The sequence below is a fragment of the Pseudomonas sp. TMW22089 genome (assembly GCF_022496645.1).
In the GTDB taxonomy this organism is placed as follows: domain Bacteria; phylum Pseudomonadota; class Gammaproteobacteria; order Pseudomonadales; family Pseudomonadaceae; genus Aquipseudomonas; species Aquipseudomonas paraversuta.
On the sequence record NZ_SCFG01000004.1, the window covers coordinates 162,440 to 178,383 of the forward strand.

General features: G+C 58.7%; 14 protein-coding genes and 1 riboswitch. Of the genes, 11 read left to right on the top strand and 3 right to left on the bottom strand.

Translation table 11 applies throughout. The features are described 5' to 3' along the window. Positions 1 to 19 precede the first annotated feature (19 nt). A riboswitch (cobalamin riboswitch) is annotated at positions 20 to 235 on the top strand. Between the two features lie 95 nt (positions 236 to 330). The 4 genes from EQV90_RS06235 (at position 331) to cobM (ending at position 2,465) form a co-directional block, all read left to right on the top strand. Then, entirely contained in the window at positions 331 to 519 is a 189-nt protein-coding gene (locus EQV90_RS06235) for a CbtB domain-containing protein (RefSeq protein ID WP_003445163.1), read from the top strand. An 11-nt stretch (positions 520 to 530) separates the two neighbouring features. Next, positions 531 to 1,232 (top strand): CbtA family protein, encoded by a 702-nt coding sequence (locus tag EQV90_RS06240; RefSeq protein WP_003445160.1) that lies wholly within the window; start codon positions 531 to 533, stop codon positions 1,230 to 1,232. Then, entirely contained in the window at positions 1,229 to 1,642 is a 414-nt protein-coding gene (locus EQV90_RS06245; protein WP_240877894.1) for a cobalamin biosynthesis protein, read from the top strand. Before EQV90_RS06240 ends, EQV90_RS06245 begins: the two co-directional genes overlap by 4 nt. Before the next feature lie 76 nt (positions 1,643 to 1,718). After that, positions 1,719 to 2,465, top strand: coding sequence for a precorrin-4 C(11)-methyltransferase (gene cobM, locus EQV90_RS06250; RefSeq protein WP_003445156.1), 747 nt, complete (start codon positions 1,719 to 1,721; stop codon positions 2,463 to 2,465). A gap of 96 nt (positions 2,466 to 2,561) precedes the next feature. Here cobM and nfuA read toward each other — a convergent pair whose 3' ends face one another. Both nfuA and EQV90_RS06260 read right to left on the bottom strand, forming a co-directional pair. Further along, entirely contained in the window at positions 2,562 to 3,146 is a 585-nt protein-coding gene (nfuA, locus tag EQV90_RS06255) for a Fe-S biogenesis protein NfuA (RefSeq protein ID WP_003445154.1), read from the bottom strand. 111 nt (positions 3,147 to 3,257) lie between these two features. Next, the gene (locus tag EQV90_RS06260; RefSeq protein WP_003445152.1) at positions 3,258 to 5,555 is read right to left on the bottom strand and encodes a fatty acid cis/trans isomerase; all 2,298 of its coding nucleotides are present in this window, start codon (positions 5,553 to 5,555) and stop codon (positions 3,258 to 3,260) included. Between the two features lie 153 nt (positions 5,556 to 5,708). Between EQV90_RS06260 and metH the strand changes: the two genes are divergently transcribed. The 4 genes from metH to EQV90_RS06280 all read left to right on the top strand — a co-directional run bounded on the left by metH (position 5,709) and on the right by EQV90_RS06280 (position 12,264). Then, positions 5,709 to 9,419 carry a methionine synthase gene (metH, locus tag EQV90_RS06265; protein WP_060781776.1) on the top strand — a complete coding sequence of 1,237 codons (3,711 nt, stop codon included), beginning with the start codon at positions 5,709 to 5,711 and terminating at the stop codon, positions 9,417 to 9,419. 134 nt (positions 9,420 to 9,553) lie between these two features. Then, entirely contained in the window at positions 9,554 to 9,772 is a 219-nt protein-coding gene (locus EQV90_RS06270) for a DUF2970 domain-containing protein (protein ID WP_003445148.1), read from the top strand. Positions 9,773 to 10,127: 355 nt separating this feature from the next. Beyond that, complete coding sequence (locus EQV90_RS06275) at positions 10,128 to 11,786, top strand: nitrite/sulfite reductase (RefSeq protein WP_003445145.1); 1,659 nt, start codon at positions 10,128 to 10,130, stop codon at positions 11,784 to 11,786. Beyond that, positions 11,770 to 12,264 carry a DUF934 domain-containing protein gene (locus EQV90_RS06280; protein WP_003445144.1) on the top strand — a complete coding sequence of 165 codons (495 nt, stop codon included), beginning with the start codon at positions 11,770 to 11,772 and terminating at the stop codon, positions 12,262 to 12,264. Before EQV90_RS06275 ends, EQV90_RS06280 begins: the two co-directional genes overlap by 17 nt. A 92-nt stretch (positions 12,265 to 12,356) precedes the next feature. Here the strand turns inward: EQV90_RS06280 and sohB are convergent, their stop codons facing one another. After that, positions 12,357 to 13,379 (bottom strand): protease SohB, encoded by a 1,023-nt coding sequence (gene sohB, locus EQV90_RS06285; protein WP_003445142.1) that lies wholly within the window; start codon positions 13,377 to 13,379, stop codon positions 12,357 to 12,359. Positions 13,380 to 13,586: 207 nt separating this feature from the next. On the opposite strand from sohB, the gene EQV90_RS06290 reads away from it, so the two are divergent. The 3 genes from EQV90_RS06290 to EQV90_RS06300 all read left to right on the top strand — a co-directional run bounded on the left by EQV90_RS06290 (position 13,587) and on the right by EQV90_RS06300 (position 15,933). Continuing rightward, complete coding sequence (locus EQV90_RS06290; RefSeq protein ID WP_127195612.1) at positions 13,587 to 14,297, top strand: histidine phosphatase family protein; 711 nt, start codon at positions 13,587 to 13,589, stop codon at positions 14,295 to 14,297. Between the two features lie 55 nt (positions 14,298 to 14,352). After that, positions 14,353 to 14,667, top strand: coding sequence for an SCP2 sterol-binding domain-containing protein (locus EQV90_RS06295; protein ID WP_003445138.1), 315 nt, complete (start codon positions 14,353 to 14,355; stop codon positions 14,665 to 14,667). A gap of 198 nt (positions 14,668 to 14,865) precedes the next feature. Next, positions 14,866 to 15,933: a phosphotransferase family protein gene (locus EQV90_RS06300; protein ID WP_240877895.1), complete on the top strand. Its 1,068-nt coding sequence runs from the start codon at positions 14,866 to 14,868 to the stop codon at positions 15,931 to 15,933. Positions 15,934 to 15,944 lie beyond the last annotated feature (11 nt).

Below are 15,944 nucleotides of genomic sequence, written 5' to 3' on the forward strand. Positions count from 1 at the left end.
TCCCGCGTAGCTGTGCTCTCCTACACATCTTGTATCAGGTGCCCTTCACAGGGTGAAACGGGAAACCGGTGCGTCAGGCGTTAATTGTCCGACCAGTCCGGTGCTGCCCCCGCAACGGTAAGCGAGAGAAACATCACAACCACTGTGCACCCTGCATGGGAAGGAGATGTTTGCAGGCCCACACCACGTGAGCCCCTCGCAAGCCCGGAGACCGGCCTGGTCATTACCAATAACAAACCCGCGGTGGGCGGGCGCTGTTAAACCCTGCGAGCTTCGTTCGCGGGGTTTTCTTGCGCTCTTGTGCCCGCTGTCTGACCAGAGGGAAGCGCCATGTCCATCAGCACCAGCCGTACTCACTCCGCTGCCACCAGCGCCACACGAAGCCAACGTATCGTTGCTGCCGTCGGCGCTGCGGTGCTGGGGGCTTTGCTCGTCTACTTCGCCGGTTTCTCGCATATTGCAGCCGTACACAATGCAGCCCATGACACCCGTCATAGCTCAGCCTTTCCGTGCCATTGAGGTTGCCTGCCATGATTAAGCGTATAGCTCAGACCGCAGGCTTCACCGGCTTGCTGGGCGCTTTGCTGCTCACCCTGCTGCAAAGCTTTTGGGTCGCCCCGCTGATTCTGCAGGCGGAAACCTACGAAAAACCCGCCGCCAGTGAAGTGCACGAGCACGACGCAGGCAGCATGGCCGGCCATAGTCACGACGACGAAGCCTGGGAGCCAGAAGACGGTTGGCAGCGGGTGCTGTCGACCACCGGCGGTAATCTTGTGGTGGCGGTCGGTTTTGCCCTGATGCTGGCGGGCCTGTATACCCTGCGCGCACCGACCCGCACCTCCCAGGGCCTGCTGTGGGGGCTGGCCGGCTATGCGGTGTTCTGCCTGGCGCCAACCCTTGGCCTGCCGCCCGAGTTGCCGGGCACTGCCGCCGCCGATTTGCTGCAACGCCAGCTCTGGTGGGTCACCACTGCCGCATCCACTGCAGTGGCCATCGCGCTGTTAGTGTTTGGCAAGCACTGGGCCCTGAAAGTGCTGGGGGTTGCGATTGTGCTGGTACCGCATATTTTTGGTGCGCCCCAGCCCCTGGTGCATTCCAGCCTGGCTCCGCAAGAGCTGGAAGCGCAGTTCAAGATCGCTTCGCAACTGACCAACTTCGCCTTCTGGCTGGCATTGGGCGTGATCAGCGCCTGGTTGTTCCGCCGCAAGCCTGAAGCTCAGTACTCGGCATGATTGCTGCGGGCACCGCGCCAATCCTGGTGATTGGCCTGGGCTGCCGTCAGGGTTGCAGTGTCGATGACCTGCTGGCCCTGATTGAACAATCCCTGAGCCAGGCGGGAATCGCTCTGCAGGCGGTTCACGCCCTGGCCAGTATTGATCTCAAGCGTGATGAGGCGGGACTCATCCGGTTGGCGGCGCAGTTGAATCTTGCGTATGAGGCTCTAAGCGCGCAGCAACTGGCCCCGTTTGCGCCGCAATTGAGTCAGCGGTCAGCCCGGGCGTTTGCCCTCACCGGCTGCTTTGGCGTGGCCGAAAGTGCTGCACTGGCCCTGGCCGAACAGCTGGGTGGCGCGCCGGCCAGACTGCTGATTACCCGCCAGAACTCGTCTGTGGCCACCTTTGCATTGGCCTGTGCCGGGTAAAACCCGCGATAATCCCCTGCTTCACTATGAGCGTTGTTCACGAACAGCTCTATCCAGACCCTTTCAAGAGACTGCCATGACTGTTTATTTCATCGGTGCCGGGCCCGGCGATCCAGAGTTGATTACCGTCAAGGGCCAGCGCTTGATCCGCAGCTGCCCGGTGATTATTTACGCCGGTTCACTGGTGCCGGAGGCAGTCCTTGAAGGCCATCAGGCTGAGCAAGTGATCAACAGTGCAGAGCTGCACCTTGAGCAAATTATCAGCCTGATCAAGACCGCCGATGCCAAAGGCCAGGATGTGGCCCGCGTGCACTCGGGTGATCCGAGCCTGTATGGCGCCATTGGCGAGCAAATCCGCTGTTTGCGCGAGCTGGGCATTGCATTTGAAATCATTCCGGGGGTGACCGCCACAGCCGCCTGCGCTGCCATTTTAGGCGCAGAACTGACCCTGCCGGACATCTCGCAGACCGTGATCCTGACCCGTTACGCGGACAAGACCCGGATGCCTGCAGGCGAAGAGCTGGAGAGCCTGGCGCAACACAAGGCGACCATGGCGATTCATCTGGGGGTCAAGAACCTTGAGCGAATCATCGAGGAGCTACGCCCCCATTACGGCAGTGACTGCCCTGTTGCAGTCATTCACCGGGCCAGCTGGCCGGACCAGGACTGGGTGCAAGGCACCCTGGATGACATTCTGGACAAGGTCCGGGCCAAGGGCTTCAAGCGTACGGCACTGATTCTGGTGGGCCGGGTACTGGCCAGTGACAGTTTTTCCGATTCATCGCTGTACCGTGCCGGGCATGCGCATCTGTATCGTCCATAAGTATCTGGCTGCCACAGATTCCGGACATAAAAAAACGGTGCTCACGGGGCACCGTTTTTTCATCAGCTACGCAGCGAACACCCTGTTACCGATGACTCAGTAGTAGGCGTTTTCTTTCTGCGAGTGGTCGGTCACATCACGTACGCCTTTGAGCTCGGGCACTCGCTCCAGCAGCGTGCGCTCGATGCCTTCACGCAGGGTGACGTCAGCCTGGCCGCAGCCCTGGCAACCGCCACCGAACTTGAGAACCGCAATACCGTCTTCAACCACTTCAATCAGGCTGACCTGACCGCCGTGGCTGGCCAGACCGGGATTGATCTCGGTCTGCAGGTAGTAGTTGATACGCTCGTTGATCGGGCTATCGGCGTTAACTGTTGGCACCTTGGCGTTTGGCGCCTTGATGGTCAGCTGGCCGCCCATGCGATCGGTGGCGTAGTCCACCACGGCATCGTCAAGAAACGGTTCGCTGACCGAGTCAATCCAGGCCGTGAAGGTTTTCAGGCCCAGTGCGGTATCTTCGGGTTTCACTTCATTGGGCTTGCAGTAGGCAATGCAGGTTTCAGCGTACTGGGTGCCGGGCTGGGTGATGAAGACGCGGATGCCGATACCCGGGGTGTTCTGCTTGGATAGCAGATCAGCCAGGTAATCGTGGGCGGCGTCGGTAATCGTTATGGCGCTCATGGAATCTCCTCGCAGACATGTGGGGCAGTTTACGCCAATCGGCGCGCCTGACAAAGTCCTAGTATTTTTGTCAGGAAAGCAGCCCCGTCCAGTTCAAAATAATCGGTACGACTACAGGTTCTCGTAACGGTTCATATCCAGCACGCCCGCCTCTACCGGGTCGGTTTCATTGATGTACTGGCCAATATCGTGGAAGTAATGCCAGAACTGCGGATTGCTGCGACGTATCCCCCAGCGCTCGACAATGGTGTCGAAGGTCGACTGATCCTTGCATTGCTCCATCGCCTTGACAAAGGCTGGCACCTCATCCGCCGGGATGTTGAACATAAAGTTCGGATAGCTGCTGAGTACCCCGGGGTAAATGGTCAGGGTATCCAGGCCCGGTTGCAGCCGGTATTCCTCACCGAGCATGAACGCCACGTTGGTGTGCGCGCGGTTGCGCAGCATGCTGTACATCTCGCGCTTGCCGTCGGCGCCCTCGATACGCAGCATGGTGGCTTCGGGCAACTGGTTGATCACCGCCAGCCCCGCTGCAGGACGTGAGGTCAAACTGCTCAGGGATTGCTCTGCGTACTGGAACTCCCGGGCGATGCCGGGCCGTGAGCAGTACGCCCCGGTGCAGCGGTTGATCGGGTCTGGCCGCGCATTGAGGGTGCCTGTGCGCTCGATCAATTTGAGCGCGAAATCGCGCTTGGGGTCGACCGGGTCCAGCTTGATGCCCGTCGGGGTGTCGGCATCGATTTTTTGATAGTCGAGCCACATCTTCAGCTTGCCGCTGTTCTGGTACCAGTCACTCAAGATGCCCGCCCGGGAATCGGCCGGCATCAAACGCAGGAAGTTGACCTCGGCACCATTGCGGATGAGGTCGAAGTACAAACGCGTCTGCGCCTGATGGGAGACGTTGCCGAACACATCGAAGTTGACTGCCAGCTGGTAGTAGGTGCGCTCCAGCAACGGGTAGTCGAACAACCACAGGGTTTGCGGCACGTCACCGATCAGGCCCTTGCTCACGCTGGCGCTGTCAAAGTGCCGGAAAATGGTCAGCAACGCGTTGTCGTTGCCCGCCCACAGGGTCGACCAGCTGGGCGGTGTCATTTCGGCATAGGCTTGTTGGCGCAACTTCTCATAGTCGTTGCGCTTGTCGCGATAGTTGTGCCACAGCGAAATCACACTGCCCACATCATCGATTTGCCCCGGCATCGCCAGCAACGGCGTGGCCTTGCCCCGATAAGCGGCATCGGTGACATAGCGATCGTGGGCAGGCTCCTGGAACACGGTCCAGAAGTTGTCGCGAATCACGTCCGTGGCAATTTGCCCACGGCACACCGGGCCGCGGATAAAGGTGCGCACGAAATATTCCGAGTTATCGAGCATGAACTGGTAACGCGCAACTGCCGGTATGGCCTCGAAGGTTTCAAACGGATTGGCCCGGCCGCGCGGCCCGTAACCCGGCAATGAGGTGGCGTGCCAGTCACCGCTGTAGAACAGCTGTTTGACCCGTGCCAGCTTGTGCGCGCCCATCGGGTAGGTGATGTGGGTCTTGTGCACGATCACGCCCTGGACCGGCATCAAGCGATAGAAAAACTCGGTGCCCGGATCGTCATTCGGCCGGCGTGTGGCAATCAGGTCAACCGGCACGCCGCTGGGCGTACGCGAGCGCACCCATTGAAAGTAATGCCCCGGCACACCGTTATCGAAATAGGCGTGGGCCAAAAACAAATGCTCATACAACCAGCGCGCGACCAGGGCTTCGGTTGAACCCGGGCGATTGAGCAACTCTTCCCATTCGGCGATCTGTTGCGCTTCCTCGACGCTCGGCCGGATTGCGTTTTGATCCACCGGCGCGCCCTGGGCCAGCCAGGTTTGCACGGTTTGATATTGCTGATCGGTAAGCCCGGTCACGGCCAACGGCATCCCTTCCTTGGGGTGCTTTTGCGCATAGGCATTGAACTCCCCCGGGGCCGGGCAGGCGTTTTGACGGTTTAGGCCCAGCACAATCTCTTCAGGCAACTTGGCATTGGGGGTCAGCGGTGCGCTGTGGCCCAGTTCCAGCATCCGCGCCATTAATGCTGCTTGCGCGCCCTGGGCATCGAGAACCGAGTAAAAGCCCTTGTTGCGCCATTCAATAGGGCCACTGGCATCGTAGAAGATCCGGGTCGGGGCTACGGCGGTGGTTCTGTCGCCCTGGTACACCGGGACTTTGCTTGCTCCGCGGGTCGAGCCTTCGGCGCTGCCAAGGTTCAGCTGGCAGGCGGCATCGTTGCAGGCGTGACAGGCAACGCATTTCTCAGTGAGGATCGGCTGTATGTCCCGGGTATAGGAAATAGCCGGACTTACCAGCGGGGTTTGTCCCAGCGCTGTACTGCAGACCACCAGCGTCACGGCGCCGGCGAGTAGGCGAAAAAACATGTGCCATTGTCCTGATATCAATAGATGTCGCAATTCTACCCATGGAACACCCGCACCAACATGAATCAAATTCATGTAAATTAGCGAACGCTCAAATCCCACGCAGGTTTGTTATGATTTCGCATCTTTTGCATGGCTCTTACAGGTAGTCCTATGTCTGACCGCAGCGCTCGTCTCCAAGCACTTCAGCAAGCCCTCAAAGAGCGCATTCTGATTCTCGATGGCGGCATGGGCACTATGATCCAAAGCTACCGCCTAGAGGAACACGACTATCGTGGCACACGCTTCGCCGACTGGCCGAGTGATGTCAAAGGCAACAACGACCTTTTGATCCTCAGCCGCCCCGATGTGATCGGGGCCATTGAGAAGGCGTATCTGGATGCCGGTGCCGATATTCTCGAAACCAACACCTTCAACGCCACCCAGGTATCCCAGGCCGACTACGGCATGCAGGCCCTGGCCTACGAGCTGAACGTAGAAGGCGCACGCCTGGCGCGCAAAGTGGCCGACGCCAAAACCCTGGAAACCCCGGACAAACCACGTTTTGTCGCGGGCGTGCTCGGCCCTACCAGCCGTACCTGCTCCCTGTCGCCAGACGTGAACAACCCCGGCTATCGCAACGTGACCTTCGATGAACTGGTGGAAAACTACACCGAGGCCACCAAAGGCCTGATCGAAGGCGGTGCCGACCTGATCCTGATCGAGACCATTTTCGACACCCTCAACGCCAAAGCCGCGATCTTTGCCGTACAGGGCGTGTTTGAAGAGCTGGGTGTCGAACTGCCGATCATGATTTCCGGCACCATCACCGATGCTTCCGGGCGTACCCTGTCCGGCCAGACCACCGAGGCATTCTGGAACTCCATCAGCCATGCCAAGCCGATTTCGGTCGGTTTGAACTGCGCCCTGGGTGCCCGCGAGTTGCGCCCGTATCTCGAAGAGCTGTCGAACAAGGCCGACACCTATGTTTCCGCTCACCCCAACGCAGGCCTGCCCAACGAGTTCGGTGAATACGACGAACTGCCGGCCGAAACCGCCAAGGTCATTGAAGAGTTTGCCCAGAGCGGCTTCCTGAACATTGTCGGTGGCTGCTGCGGCACCACCCCGGGCCATATCGAAGCCATCGCCAAAGCCGTGGCCGGTTACGCCCCGCGCCAGATTCCGGACATTCCCAAAGCCTGCCGCCTCTCGGGTCTTGAGCCCTTCACCATCGATCGCAGCTCGCTGTTCGTCAACGTCGGCGAACGTACCAACATCACCGGCTCTGCGCGCTTCGCCCGACTGATCCGTGAAGACAATTACACCGAAGCCCTGGAAGTGGCGCTGCAGCAGGTTGAAGCCGGTGCGCAAATCATCGACATCAACATGGACGAGGGGATGCTGGACTCGAAGAAGGCGATGGTGACCTTCCTCAACCTGATTGCCGGTGAACCGGACATCTCCCGGGTGCCGATCATGATCGACTCCTCCAAGTGGGAAGTCATCGAAGCGGGCCTCAAGTGCATTCAGGGCAAGGGCATCGTCAACTCCATCAGCATGAAAGAAGGCGTGGAGCAGTTCATCCATCACGCCAAACTGTGCAAACGCTACGGCGCCGCCGTGGTGGTGATGGCGTTTGACGAAGCCGGCCAGGCCGACACCGAAGCGCGCAAAAAAGAAATCTGCAAACGCTCCTACGACATCCTGGTCAATGAAGTCGGCTTCCCGCCACAAGACATCATTTTCGACCCGAACATCTTTGCCGTGGCCACCGGTATCGAAGAACACAACAACTACGCTGTGGACTTTATCAACGCCTGTGCCTACATCCGCGACGAGCTGCCGTATGCACTGACTTCCGGCGGTGTGTCCAACGTGTCCTTCTCGTTCCGCGGCAACAACCCGGTGCGTGAAGCCATCCACTCGGTGTTTTTGCTGTATGCGATCCGCAACGGCCTGACCATGGGTATCGTCAACGCCGGACAGCTGGAGATCTACGACCAGATCCCGGCTGAATTGCGCGACGCCGTGGAAGACGTGGTGCTCAACCGCACCCCGGATGGCACCGACAACCTGCTGGCCATTGCCGACAAGTACAAGGGCGACGGCAGCGTCAAAGAGGCCGAAACCGAAGAGTGGCGTGGCTGGGAAGTCAACAAGCGTCTTGAGCACGCGCTGGTCAAGGGCATCACCACCCATATCGTCGAAGACACCGAGGAGTCGCGCCAATCGTTCAAGCGTCCGATCGAAGTCATCGAAGGGCCGCTGATGTCCGGCATGAATATCGTTGGCGATCTGTTTGGCGCCGGCAAAATGTTCCTGCCCCAGGTGGTGAAATCCGCCCGCGTGATGAAACAGGCGGTGGCGCACCTGATTCCCTTTATTGAACTGGAAAAGGGCGACAAACCGGAAGCCAAGGGCAAGATCCTGATGGCCACGGTTAAAGGCGACGTGCACGACATCGGCAAGAATATCGTCGGCGTGGTGCTGGGCTGTAATGGCTACGACATCGTTGACCTCGGGGTGATGGTGCCGGCAGAGAAAATCCTGCAGGTGGCCAAGGAGCAGAAATGCGACATCATCGGCCTGTCGGGCCTGATTACACCGTCGCTGGATGAAATGGTCCACGTGGCCCGTGAGATGCAGCGCCAGGACTTCCATCTGCCGCTGATGATTGGCGGCGCGACCACCTCCAAGGCTCACACGGCGGTCAAGATCGAGCCCAAGTATCAGAATGATGCGGTGATTTACGTCACCGACGCCTCCCGCGCCGTAGGTGTCGCGACACAGTTGCTGTCCAAGGAACTGAAGCCCGGTTTCGTTGAGAAAACCCGCCTCGAATACATTGAAGTGCGTGAACGCACCGCGAACCGCAGCGCCCGTACCGAGCGCCTGAGCTACCCCGCTGCAATTGCCAAGAAGCCACAGTTCGACTGGAGCGACTACCAGCCGGTCAAGCCGACGTTTACCGGGGCCAAGGTGCTGGACAACATCGACCTCAAAGTGCTGGCCGAATACATCGACTGGACGCCGTTCTTTATTTCCTGGGATCTGGCGGGCAAGTTTCCGCGCATCCTGACCGACGAAGTGGTCGGCGAAGCGGCCACCGCGCTGTATGCCGACGCTCAGGAAATGCTGGCCAAGCTGATCGATGAAAAGCTGATCAGCGCCCGTGCGGTGTTTGGTTTCTGGCCGGCCAACCAGGTCAACGATGATGATCTGGAGCTCTACGGCGACGATGGCCAGCCATTGGCAAAACTGCATCACCTGCGCCAGCAAATCATCAAGACCGACGGCAAGCCGAACTTCTCGCTGGCCGACTTTGTCGCGCCCAAAGACAGCGGCGTAACCGATTACGTGGGGGGCTTCATCACCACCGCCGGTATTGGTGCCGAAGAAGTGGCCAAGGCCTATCAGGATGCGGGCGACGATTATAACTCGATCATGGTCAAGGCCCTGGCTGACCGTCTGGCCGAAGCCTGCGCCGAATGGCTGCACCAGCAGGTACGGACCAAATACTGGGGGTATGCCAAGGACGAACAACTGGCCAATGACGAACTGATCAAGGAGCAGTACAGCGGTATCCGCCCTGCCCCGGGCTATCCGGCCTGCCCTGATCACACAGAAAAAGGCACCCTGTTCGCCCTGCTGGACCCTGAAGCACAAGAGATGCGCGCAGGCCAGAGCGGTGTATTCCTGACCGAGCACTACGCCATGTTCCCGGCGGCGGCGGTCAGCGGCTGGTACTTTGCTCACCCGCAGGCGCAGTACTTTGCCGTGGGCAAGGTCGACAAGGACCAGATTGAAAGCTATACGGCGCGTAAAGGTCAGGACCTGAGCGTGACGGAGCGCTGGCTGGCGCCGAACCTGGGCTACGACAACTAAACAACCTCTGCCTCTACAGGAGCGAGCTTGCTCGCGAGCCGTTAAAGCTCGCGAGCAAGCTCGCTCCTGCAGTCAAGTGGAATGCATCCCTTGAACTATGCTGTGTTCACAGCAACTCAATAGTGGGGGGATATATGGACGATCCAGCCAACAACAAGCCGCCTACCTTATGGCAAGTGTTGCACAGCGTATTGGCTGCAGCCTTTGGCGTACAAAGCGCAAAAAACCGCTCTCGCGATTTCACCCACGGCAAACCCGCTCAGTTTCTGATCCTGGGCCTGCTGTTTACCCTGTGTTTTGCGCTCACCCTGTTCGGCATCGTCAAGCTGGTGCTGTATCTGGCCGGGGTTTGATTACTGGTGACTCACCCAGAAGACGGCCGTTGAGACCACCAGGATGACAAGAAAGAAAATGGCCCATGCATCGACCTTGCTGTCGCTTTTACGCACTTTGACTGGAGTACTCATCGCATCGCCTTTTTTCGGTTTTATGGGTGAATGCTTGAAGACTTGGGCTCAGTTAAGTTCAGTAATGCCCTTCCCACAAGTAAGGCATTGAGAATCAGACTCTTATAGTCGTTTTGGTTCTTTGCATATGCTTAAACATCACTTTTGCGCATAACTACAAGCTGGTATCGTGCCTTGCTCCTTGGGGAGTGCGCGGCCGTGCGCGCAGATAAGCTGTTAGCAGCCTGAGAACAGGACCTATATGTACGTATATGACGAGTACGATCAGCGGATCATCGAGGACCGCGTCAAGCAGTTCCGGGATCAGACCCGACGCTATCTGGCAGGTGAGCTGAGCGAAGAAGAGTTCCGCCCCCTGCGCCTGCAAAATGGCCTTTATGTCCAGCGTTTTGCCCCGATGTTGCGGGTCGCCGTGCCCTATGGCCAGCTGACTTCGCGTCAAGCGCGAATGATGGCCAAGATTGCCCGCGACTATGACAAGGGCTATGCCCACATCAGTACCCGCCAGAACGTGCAATTCAACTGGCCGGCGCTGGAAGACGTGCCGGACATTCTGCAAGAACTGGCGACAGTGCAAATGCACGCCATTCAAACCAGCGGCAACTGCCTGCGCAACGTCACCACCGACCAGTTTGCCGGTGTGGCTGCCGATGAACTGATCGATTCGCGCCCTTGGTGCGAGATCGTTCGTCAATGGACCACGTTCCACCCGGAATTCGCTTACCTGCCGCGCAAATTCAAAATCGCCATCAATGGTTCGGCCTCTGACCGTGCCGCCATTGAAGTCCACGATATCGGCCTCGAGCCGGTGTTCAACGACGCCGGTGAACTGGGCTTCCGCGTGCTGGTGGGCGGCGGTCTGGGCCGTACTCCGGTGATCGGCGCCTTCATCAATGAATTCCTGCCGTGGCAAGACTTGCTGAGCTACCTCGAAGCCATCCTGCGGGTTTACAACCGCTACGGCCGTCGTGACAACAAGTACAAGGCCCGGATCAAGATCCTGGTCAAAGCCCTGACCCCGGAAGTGTTCGCCGAACGCGTTGAAGCCGAGATGGTTCACCTGCGCGGTGGTTCCAATACCCTGACCGAGGCTGAAGTCCAGCGCATCGCCAGGCACTTCGTCGACCCTGACTACAAAGTACTGCCCGACTTCAGCGCCGAACTGGCTGAACTCGACCAGCAGCACCCGGGTTTCGCCCGCTGGCGTACCCGCAACACCCTGGCCCACAAGAAGCCGGGCTATGTCGCCGTTACCCTGTCGCTCAAGCCTACAGGCGTAGCGCCGGGCGACGTGACGGACAAGCAGTGGGATGGCATCGCCGACATGGCTGATCGCTACAGCTTCGGTCAACTGCGTACTTCCCACGAACAGAACATCATCCTGGCCGACGTCGAAGAAAACCAGTTGTTCGCCATGTGGGGCGAGCTGCGTGAACAAGGCTTCGCCACCCCTAACATTGGCTTGCTGACCGACATGATCTGCTGCCCGGGCGGCGACTTCTGCTCCCTGGCCAACGCCAAGTCGATCCCGATTGCCGAATCGATCCAGCGTCGCTTTGACAACCTGGATTACCTGTTCGACATCGGCGAGCTTGACCTCAACATCTCCGGTTGCATGAACGCCTGTGGTCACCACCACGTCGGTCACATCGGGATTCTGGGCGTCGACAAAAAAGGCGCCGAGTTCTACCAGGTCTCCCTGGGTGGCAGCGCCAGCCGCGATGCCAGCCTGGGCAAGATTCTCGGCCCCTCGTTCGCCCAGGACGCCATGCCGGACGTGATCGAAAAGCTGATCGATGTGTACGTTGAAAGACGTACCGAAGATGAGCGCTTCATCGACACCTACCAACGTATCGGCATCGACCCTTTCAAGGAGCGCGTCTATGCAGCGAATAATTAAAAACAACGAAGTGATCGACGAAACCTGGCACTTGCTGCCAAAGGACGTCAGCTTTGATGACATCTCCAACTGCGACGACCTGATCGTGCCGCTGGCGCTGTGGCGCGAACATGGCCCGGCACTCAAGGCCCGTGATGGCGGCCTGGGTGTGTGGCTGGACAGCGATGAGGAAGCCGAGGAACTGGGCGATGACGCGGCGAATTTCCAGGTCATTGCCCTGAACTTCCCCGCTTTCACCGATGGTCGCAGCTATTCCAACGCCCGCTTGCTGCGTGACCGTTATGGTTACAAAGGCGAATTGCGCGCGATCGGCGATGTTCTGCGCGACCAGCTGTTTTACCTGCACCGCTGTGGCTTCGATGCATTTGCCATCCGTGCCGACAAAGACCCCTATGAAGCACTGCAGGGCCTGAAAGATTTTTCAGTCACCTATCAGTCTTCTACAGATGAACCGATGCCGCTGTTCCGACGTCGTTAATCATCTGAGGAACCCGTGTCACATGGCATGCCTGTGACACGGGCCACTCCTGAGCCCTTGCGTGGCTCAAAGAGTGCCCAAAGACAGCAGCTTTACCAGAAACGCTGCTGCGTCAAACGGCTCCACAGAGAGTCAACCACCCGCTCTGCCGAACTGCTGGCCGCCAGGCCAACGCGCTCCTGCAAGCTTTTACGCTGTGCATAGTGCAAGTGGTAAAGATGAGCGTCCCTGGCACGCTCCGACAAATACTCGTCGCTGGTTTTAAGTTCATCCACCAGCAGCTTGTCGACTGCAGCAACCCCCAGCCAGACTTCACCGGTGGCCACTTCATCGATCGCCAGCTGCGGGCGGTACTTGGCGACAAAGTTCTTGAACAGCTGATGGGTGATGTCCAGATCCTGCTGGAACTTCTCCCGGCCTTTTTCAGTGTTTTCGCCAAACACGGTCAGGGTGCGTTTGTACTCGCCGGCGGTCAGCACTTCGTAATCGATATCGTGCTTTTTCAGCAGGCGATTGACGTTGGGCAACTGCGCCACAACCCCGATCGAACCCAAAATCGCAAAGGGCGCGCTGATAATTTTCTGACCGATACACGCCATCATATAGCCGCCGCTTGCCGCGACCTTGTCGATACAGATGGTCAGCGGAATCCCCGCCTGACGAATACGCGCCAGTTGCGACGACGCCAGGCCGTAGCTGTGAACCATGCCGCCACCACTTTCCAGACGCAGTACCACCTCATCGGCAGGGGTAGCCAGGGCCAGCAGAGCAGTGATTTCGTGACGCAGGCTTTCAGTGGCCGATGCCTTGATATCGCCGTCGAAATCCAGCACGAACACCCGAGGTTTTTCTTCAGGCTGCTTTTTCAACTTCTTGTCGGTTTTGGCCTGCTGTTTACGCAGCGACTTGAGCTGATCCTTGGGCAACAACGACTGCTCCAGCGTGTCCCGCAGTCCTTTATAAAACTCGTTCATCTTGTTGACCTGCAACTGCCCTGCAGAGCGGCGGCGACCTTTGCCGCGCAATGCCGCAATCACCACCAGCACTACCACAATGGCAATCACCAGGGTCACGGTCTTGGCCAGAAAACTGGCGTAATCGGCAAAAAATTCCACAGACTCTCCTTAATTAGCATGCGACCCTCGGGTCAGGGCCGCGTAATGCCCCCAGCATACCGGCGTGACCCTCGCCCTGCCAGCCGCGATACAGCCTTGTCGGCAGGCCTATACAGGCGATTCAAACGAGCGTATGTTTTTTCATTGACAGGTTCCTGCCTTCCTCCTAACCTCGCCAGACTTTCAACCGAGCGGGATGACGCGAAAGTGGGCAGCATCTACTTGATAAGACATGGCCAGGCCTCGTTTGGCGCCGACGACTACGACATGCTGTCGTCCCTGGGTGTGCGCCAGGCAGAGATCGTGGGCCAGCATCTGGTTGATCTGGATCTGCGCTTTGATCGCTGCATCTCCGGCGACCTGCTGCGCCAGCAAGACACCGCTCGCCATGCACTGGCACAGTTCACGGCTGCCGGGTTGCCCGTTCCCGCCCATGACATTGACTCTGCCTTCAACGAATTTGATGCTTTCGCCGTGCTCGGCGCCCTGCTTCCTGGCCTGTTGCCAGACGAACCTGACGCCATAACAGCCATGAACAATGCCGCCCACAACCCGGCAGAGTTCCAGCGTATCTTTGAACTGATCATCGCGCGCTGGCTCAGCGGTACCTACGACACTCCCGGGCTGGAAACCTGGCTGGGTTTCGTTGAACGGGTTCAGGCAGGCCTGAACCGGATTCTCGACCTGGCCCGCAACGACCAGAGCATCGCCGTGTTCACCTCCGGCGGCACCATCACTGCCTTGCTGCACATACTGACCCAGATTCCGGCCAGCGACGCCTTCAAGCTGACCTGGCAAATTGCTAACACCTCGCTCAGCCAGCTCAAGTTCCATGGCCGCGAGGTCATTCTGGCTTCCTTCAACAGCCAGGTGCATCTGCAACTGTTGAAGACGCCGTCACTCATCACCTATCGTTGAGCGTCGGCAACCGCGACCTGAGGGTCGCAGTAACCCAACCTAAAAGGATCGAACCATGACTTCTGTAGCTGATGCCGTTCAAGCAATGAAAGCCAAATTCAACCCAGCCGCTGCTGCCGGCCTGGACCTGGTATTCGGTTTTCGCATTGATGACACCAAAAACTTCTCGCTGATCATTAAAGACAGCACTTGCGAACTCCAGGAAGGCGAGAACCCGGACGCACAGGTAACGCTGGTCATGGACGGCGAAACCCTGGAAGGCATCGTCAGCGGCGAAACCGATGGCATGCAGGCGTTCATGGGCGGCAAACTGCGCGCTGAAGGCGACATGATGCTGGCCATGAAGCTGAGCGAACTGTTCCCTTCGTAAGCCACACGCAACACCGAAAAACCGAAGACCACGCGCTTCGGTTTTTTTTCGCCTGTGCTTCACTCAACGCTTATCCATCACGCTGATCGCTCACTAACACCCGCACCTATTAAGGCCATCCCCGCCTTGTCCCGGGTCCGGGCGCCCATTAGATTAGCGAATGTTGCCCAGCCACAAATATAAGCAGAAGAGATAAACATGGCGCTTACCGACTCGTCGACCCGCATCCGCGCGGGTGAAGAACTCGACATCAGCCGCATCGATCCTTACCTCAAGGCTCATGTCCCCGGGCTTGCGGGGCACCCCGTGGTCAGCCAGTTCCCGGGCGGCGCGTCCAACCTCACCTATTTGATTGAATACCCCGACCGGGAGCTGGTACTGCGCCGCCCGCCCTTTGGCCACAAAGCCAAATCAGCCCACGACATGGGCCGCGAGTTCCGCATTCTCAATCAGCTCAAGGACGCCTTTGCTTACTGCCCCAAAGCCTATGCCCACTGCACCGACCAAAGCCTGATCGGCTCGGAGTTCTACGTGATGGAGCGGGTCAGGGGCATCATCCTGCGCTCGGACATACCCGACGAACTGGGGCTGACTGCCGCCACCACACAAACCCTGTGCCACAGCTTTATCGACAAGCTGGTGCAACTGCATCAGGTCGACTACAACGCCTGCGGGCTGGGCGACCTGGGCAAGCCCCAAGGCTATGTGCAACGCCAGATCAGCGGCTGGAGTGAACGTTACGAAAAGGCCCTGACCCCGGATGCCCCGCGCTGGGAAGCAGTAAAACAGTGGCTGCAGAACAAAATGCCGGCTGACCACCCGACCCCGGCCATCGTGCATAACGACTACCGCTTCGACAATGTGATCCTCGCCCCCTCCAACCCGATGCAAATCATCGGCGTCCTGGACTGGGAACTGACCACCCTCGGTGACCCCCTGATGGATCTGGGCAACACCCTGGCCTACTGGATTGAAGCCAACGACCCGGCACCGGTACAACTGATGCGGCGCCAGCCCAGCAACGCCCCGGGCATGTTGACCCGCCGCCAATTCGTCGATTACTACGCCGAGCGTTCGGGCATTCAGATAGACAATTACGATTTTTACTACGCCTACGGACTGTTCCGTCTGGCGGGTATTGTCCAGCAGATCTATTACCGCTATTACCACGGCCAGACGCAGGACAAGCGCTTCGCATCCTTTGTGCAGATGAATGCGCTGCTCGAGCGGATGAGCCTCAAGCTCATCCGCACATCCAGCCTCTAAACCCGCGACAA

Bases quoted from the DNA above. Each gene is read 5' to 3' on its own strand.
- EQV90_RS06235 (WP_003445163.1), top strand. From the start codon at position 331: ATGTCCATCAGCACCAGCCGTACTCACTCCGCTGCCACCAGCGCCACA.
- EQV90_RS06240 (WP_003445160.1), top strand. From the start codon at position 531: ATGATTAAGCGTATAGCTCAGACCGCAGGCTTCACCGGCTTGCTGGGC.
- EQV90_RS06245 (WP_240877894.1), top strand. From the start codon at position 1,229: ATGATTGCTGCGGGCACCGCGCCAATCCTGGTGATTGGCCTGGGCTGC.
- cobM (WP_003445156.1), top strand. From the start codon at position 1,719: ATGACTGTTTATTTCATCGGTGCCGGGCCCGGCGATCCAGAGTTGATT.
- nfuA (WP_003445154.1), bottom strand. From the start codon at position 3,146: ATGAGCGCCATAACGATTACCGACGCCGCCCACGATTACCTGGCTGAT.
- EQV90_RS06260 (WP_003445152.1), bottom strand. From the start codon at position 5,555: ATGTTTTTTCGCCTACTCGCCGGCGCCGTGACGCTGGTGGTCTGCAGT.
- metH (WP_060781776.1), top strand. From the start codon at position 5,709: ATGTCTGACCGCAGCGCTCGTCTCCAAGCACTTCAGCAAGCCCTCAAA.
- EQV90_RS06270 (WP_003445148.1), top strand. From the start codon at position 9,554: ATGGACGATCCAGCCAACAACAAGCCGCCTACCTTATGGCAAGTGTTG.
- EQV90_RS06275 (WP_003445145.1), top strand. From the start codon at position 10,128: ATGTACGTATATGACGAGTACGATCAGCGGATCATCGAGGACCGCGTC.
- EQV90_RS06280 (WP_003445144.1), top strand. From the start codon at position 11,770: ATGCAGCGAATAATTAAAAACAACGAAGTGATCGACGAAACCTGGCAC.
- EQV90_RS06295 (WP_003445138.1), top strand. From the start codon at position 14,353: ATGACTTCTGTAGCTGATGCCGTTCAAGCAATGAAAGCCAAATTCAAC.
- EQV90_RS06300 (WP_240877895.1), top strand. From the start codon at position 14,866: ATGGCGCTTACCGACTCGTCGACCCGCATCCGCGCGGGTGAAGAACTC.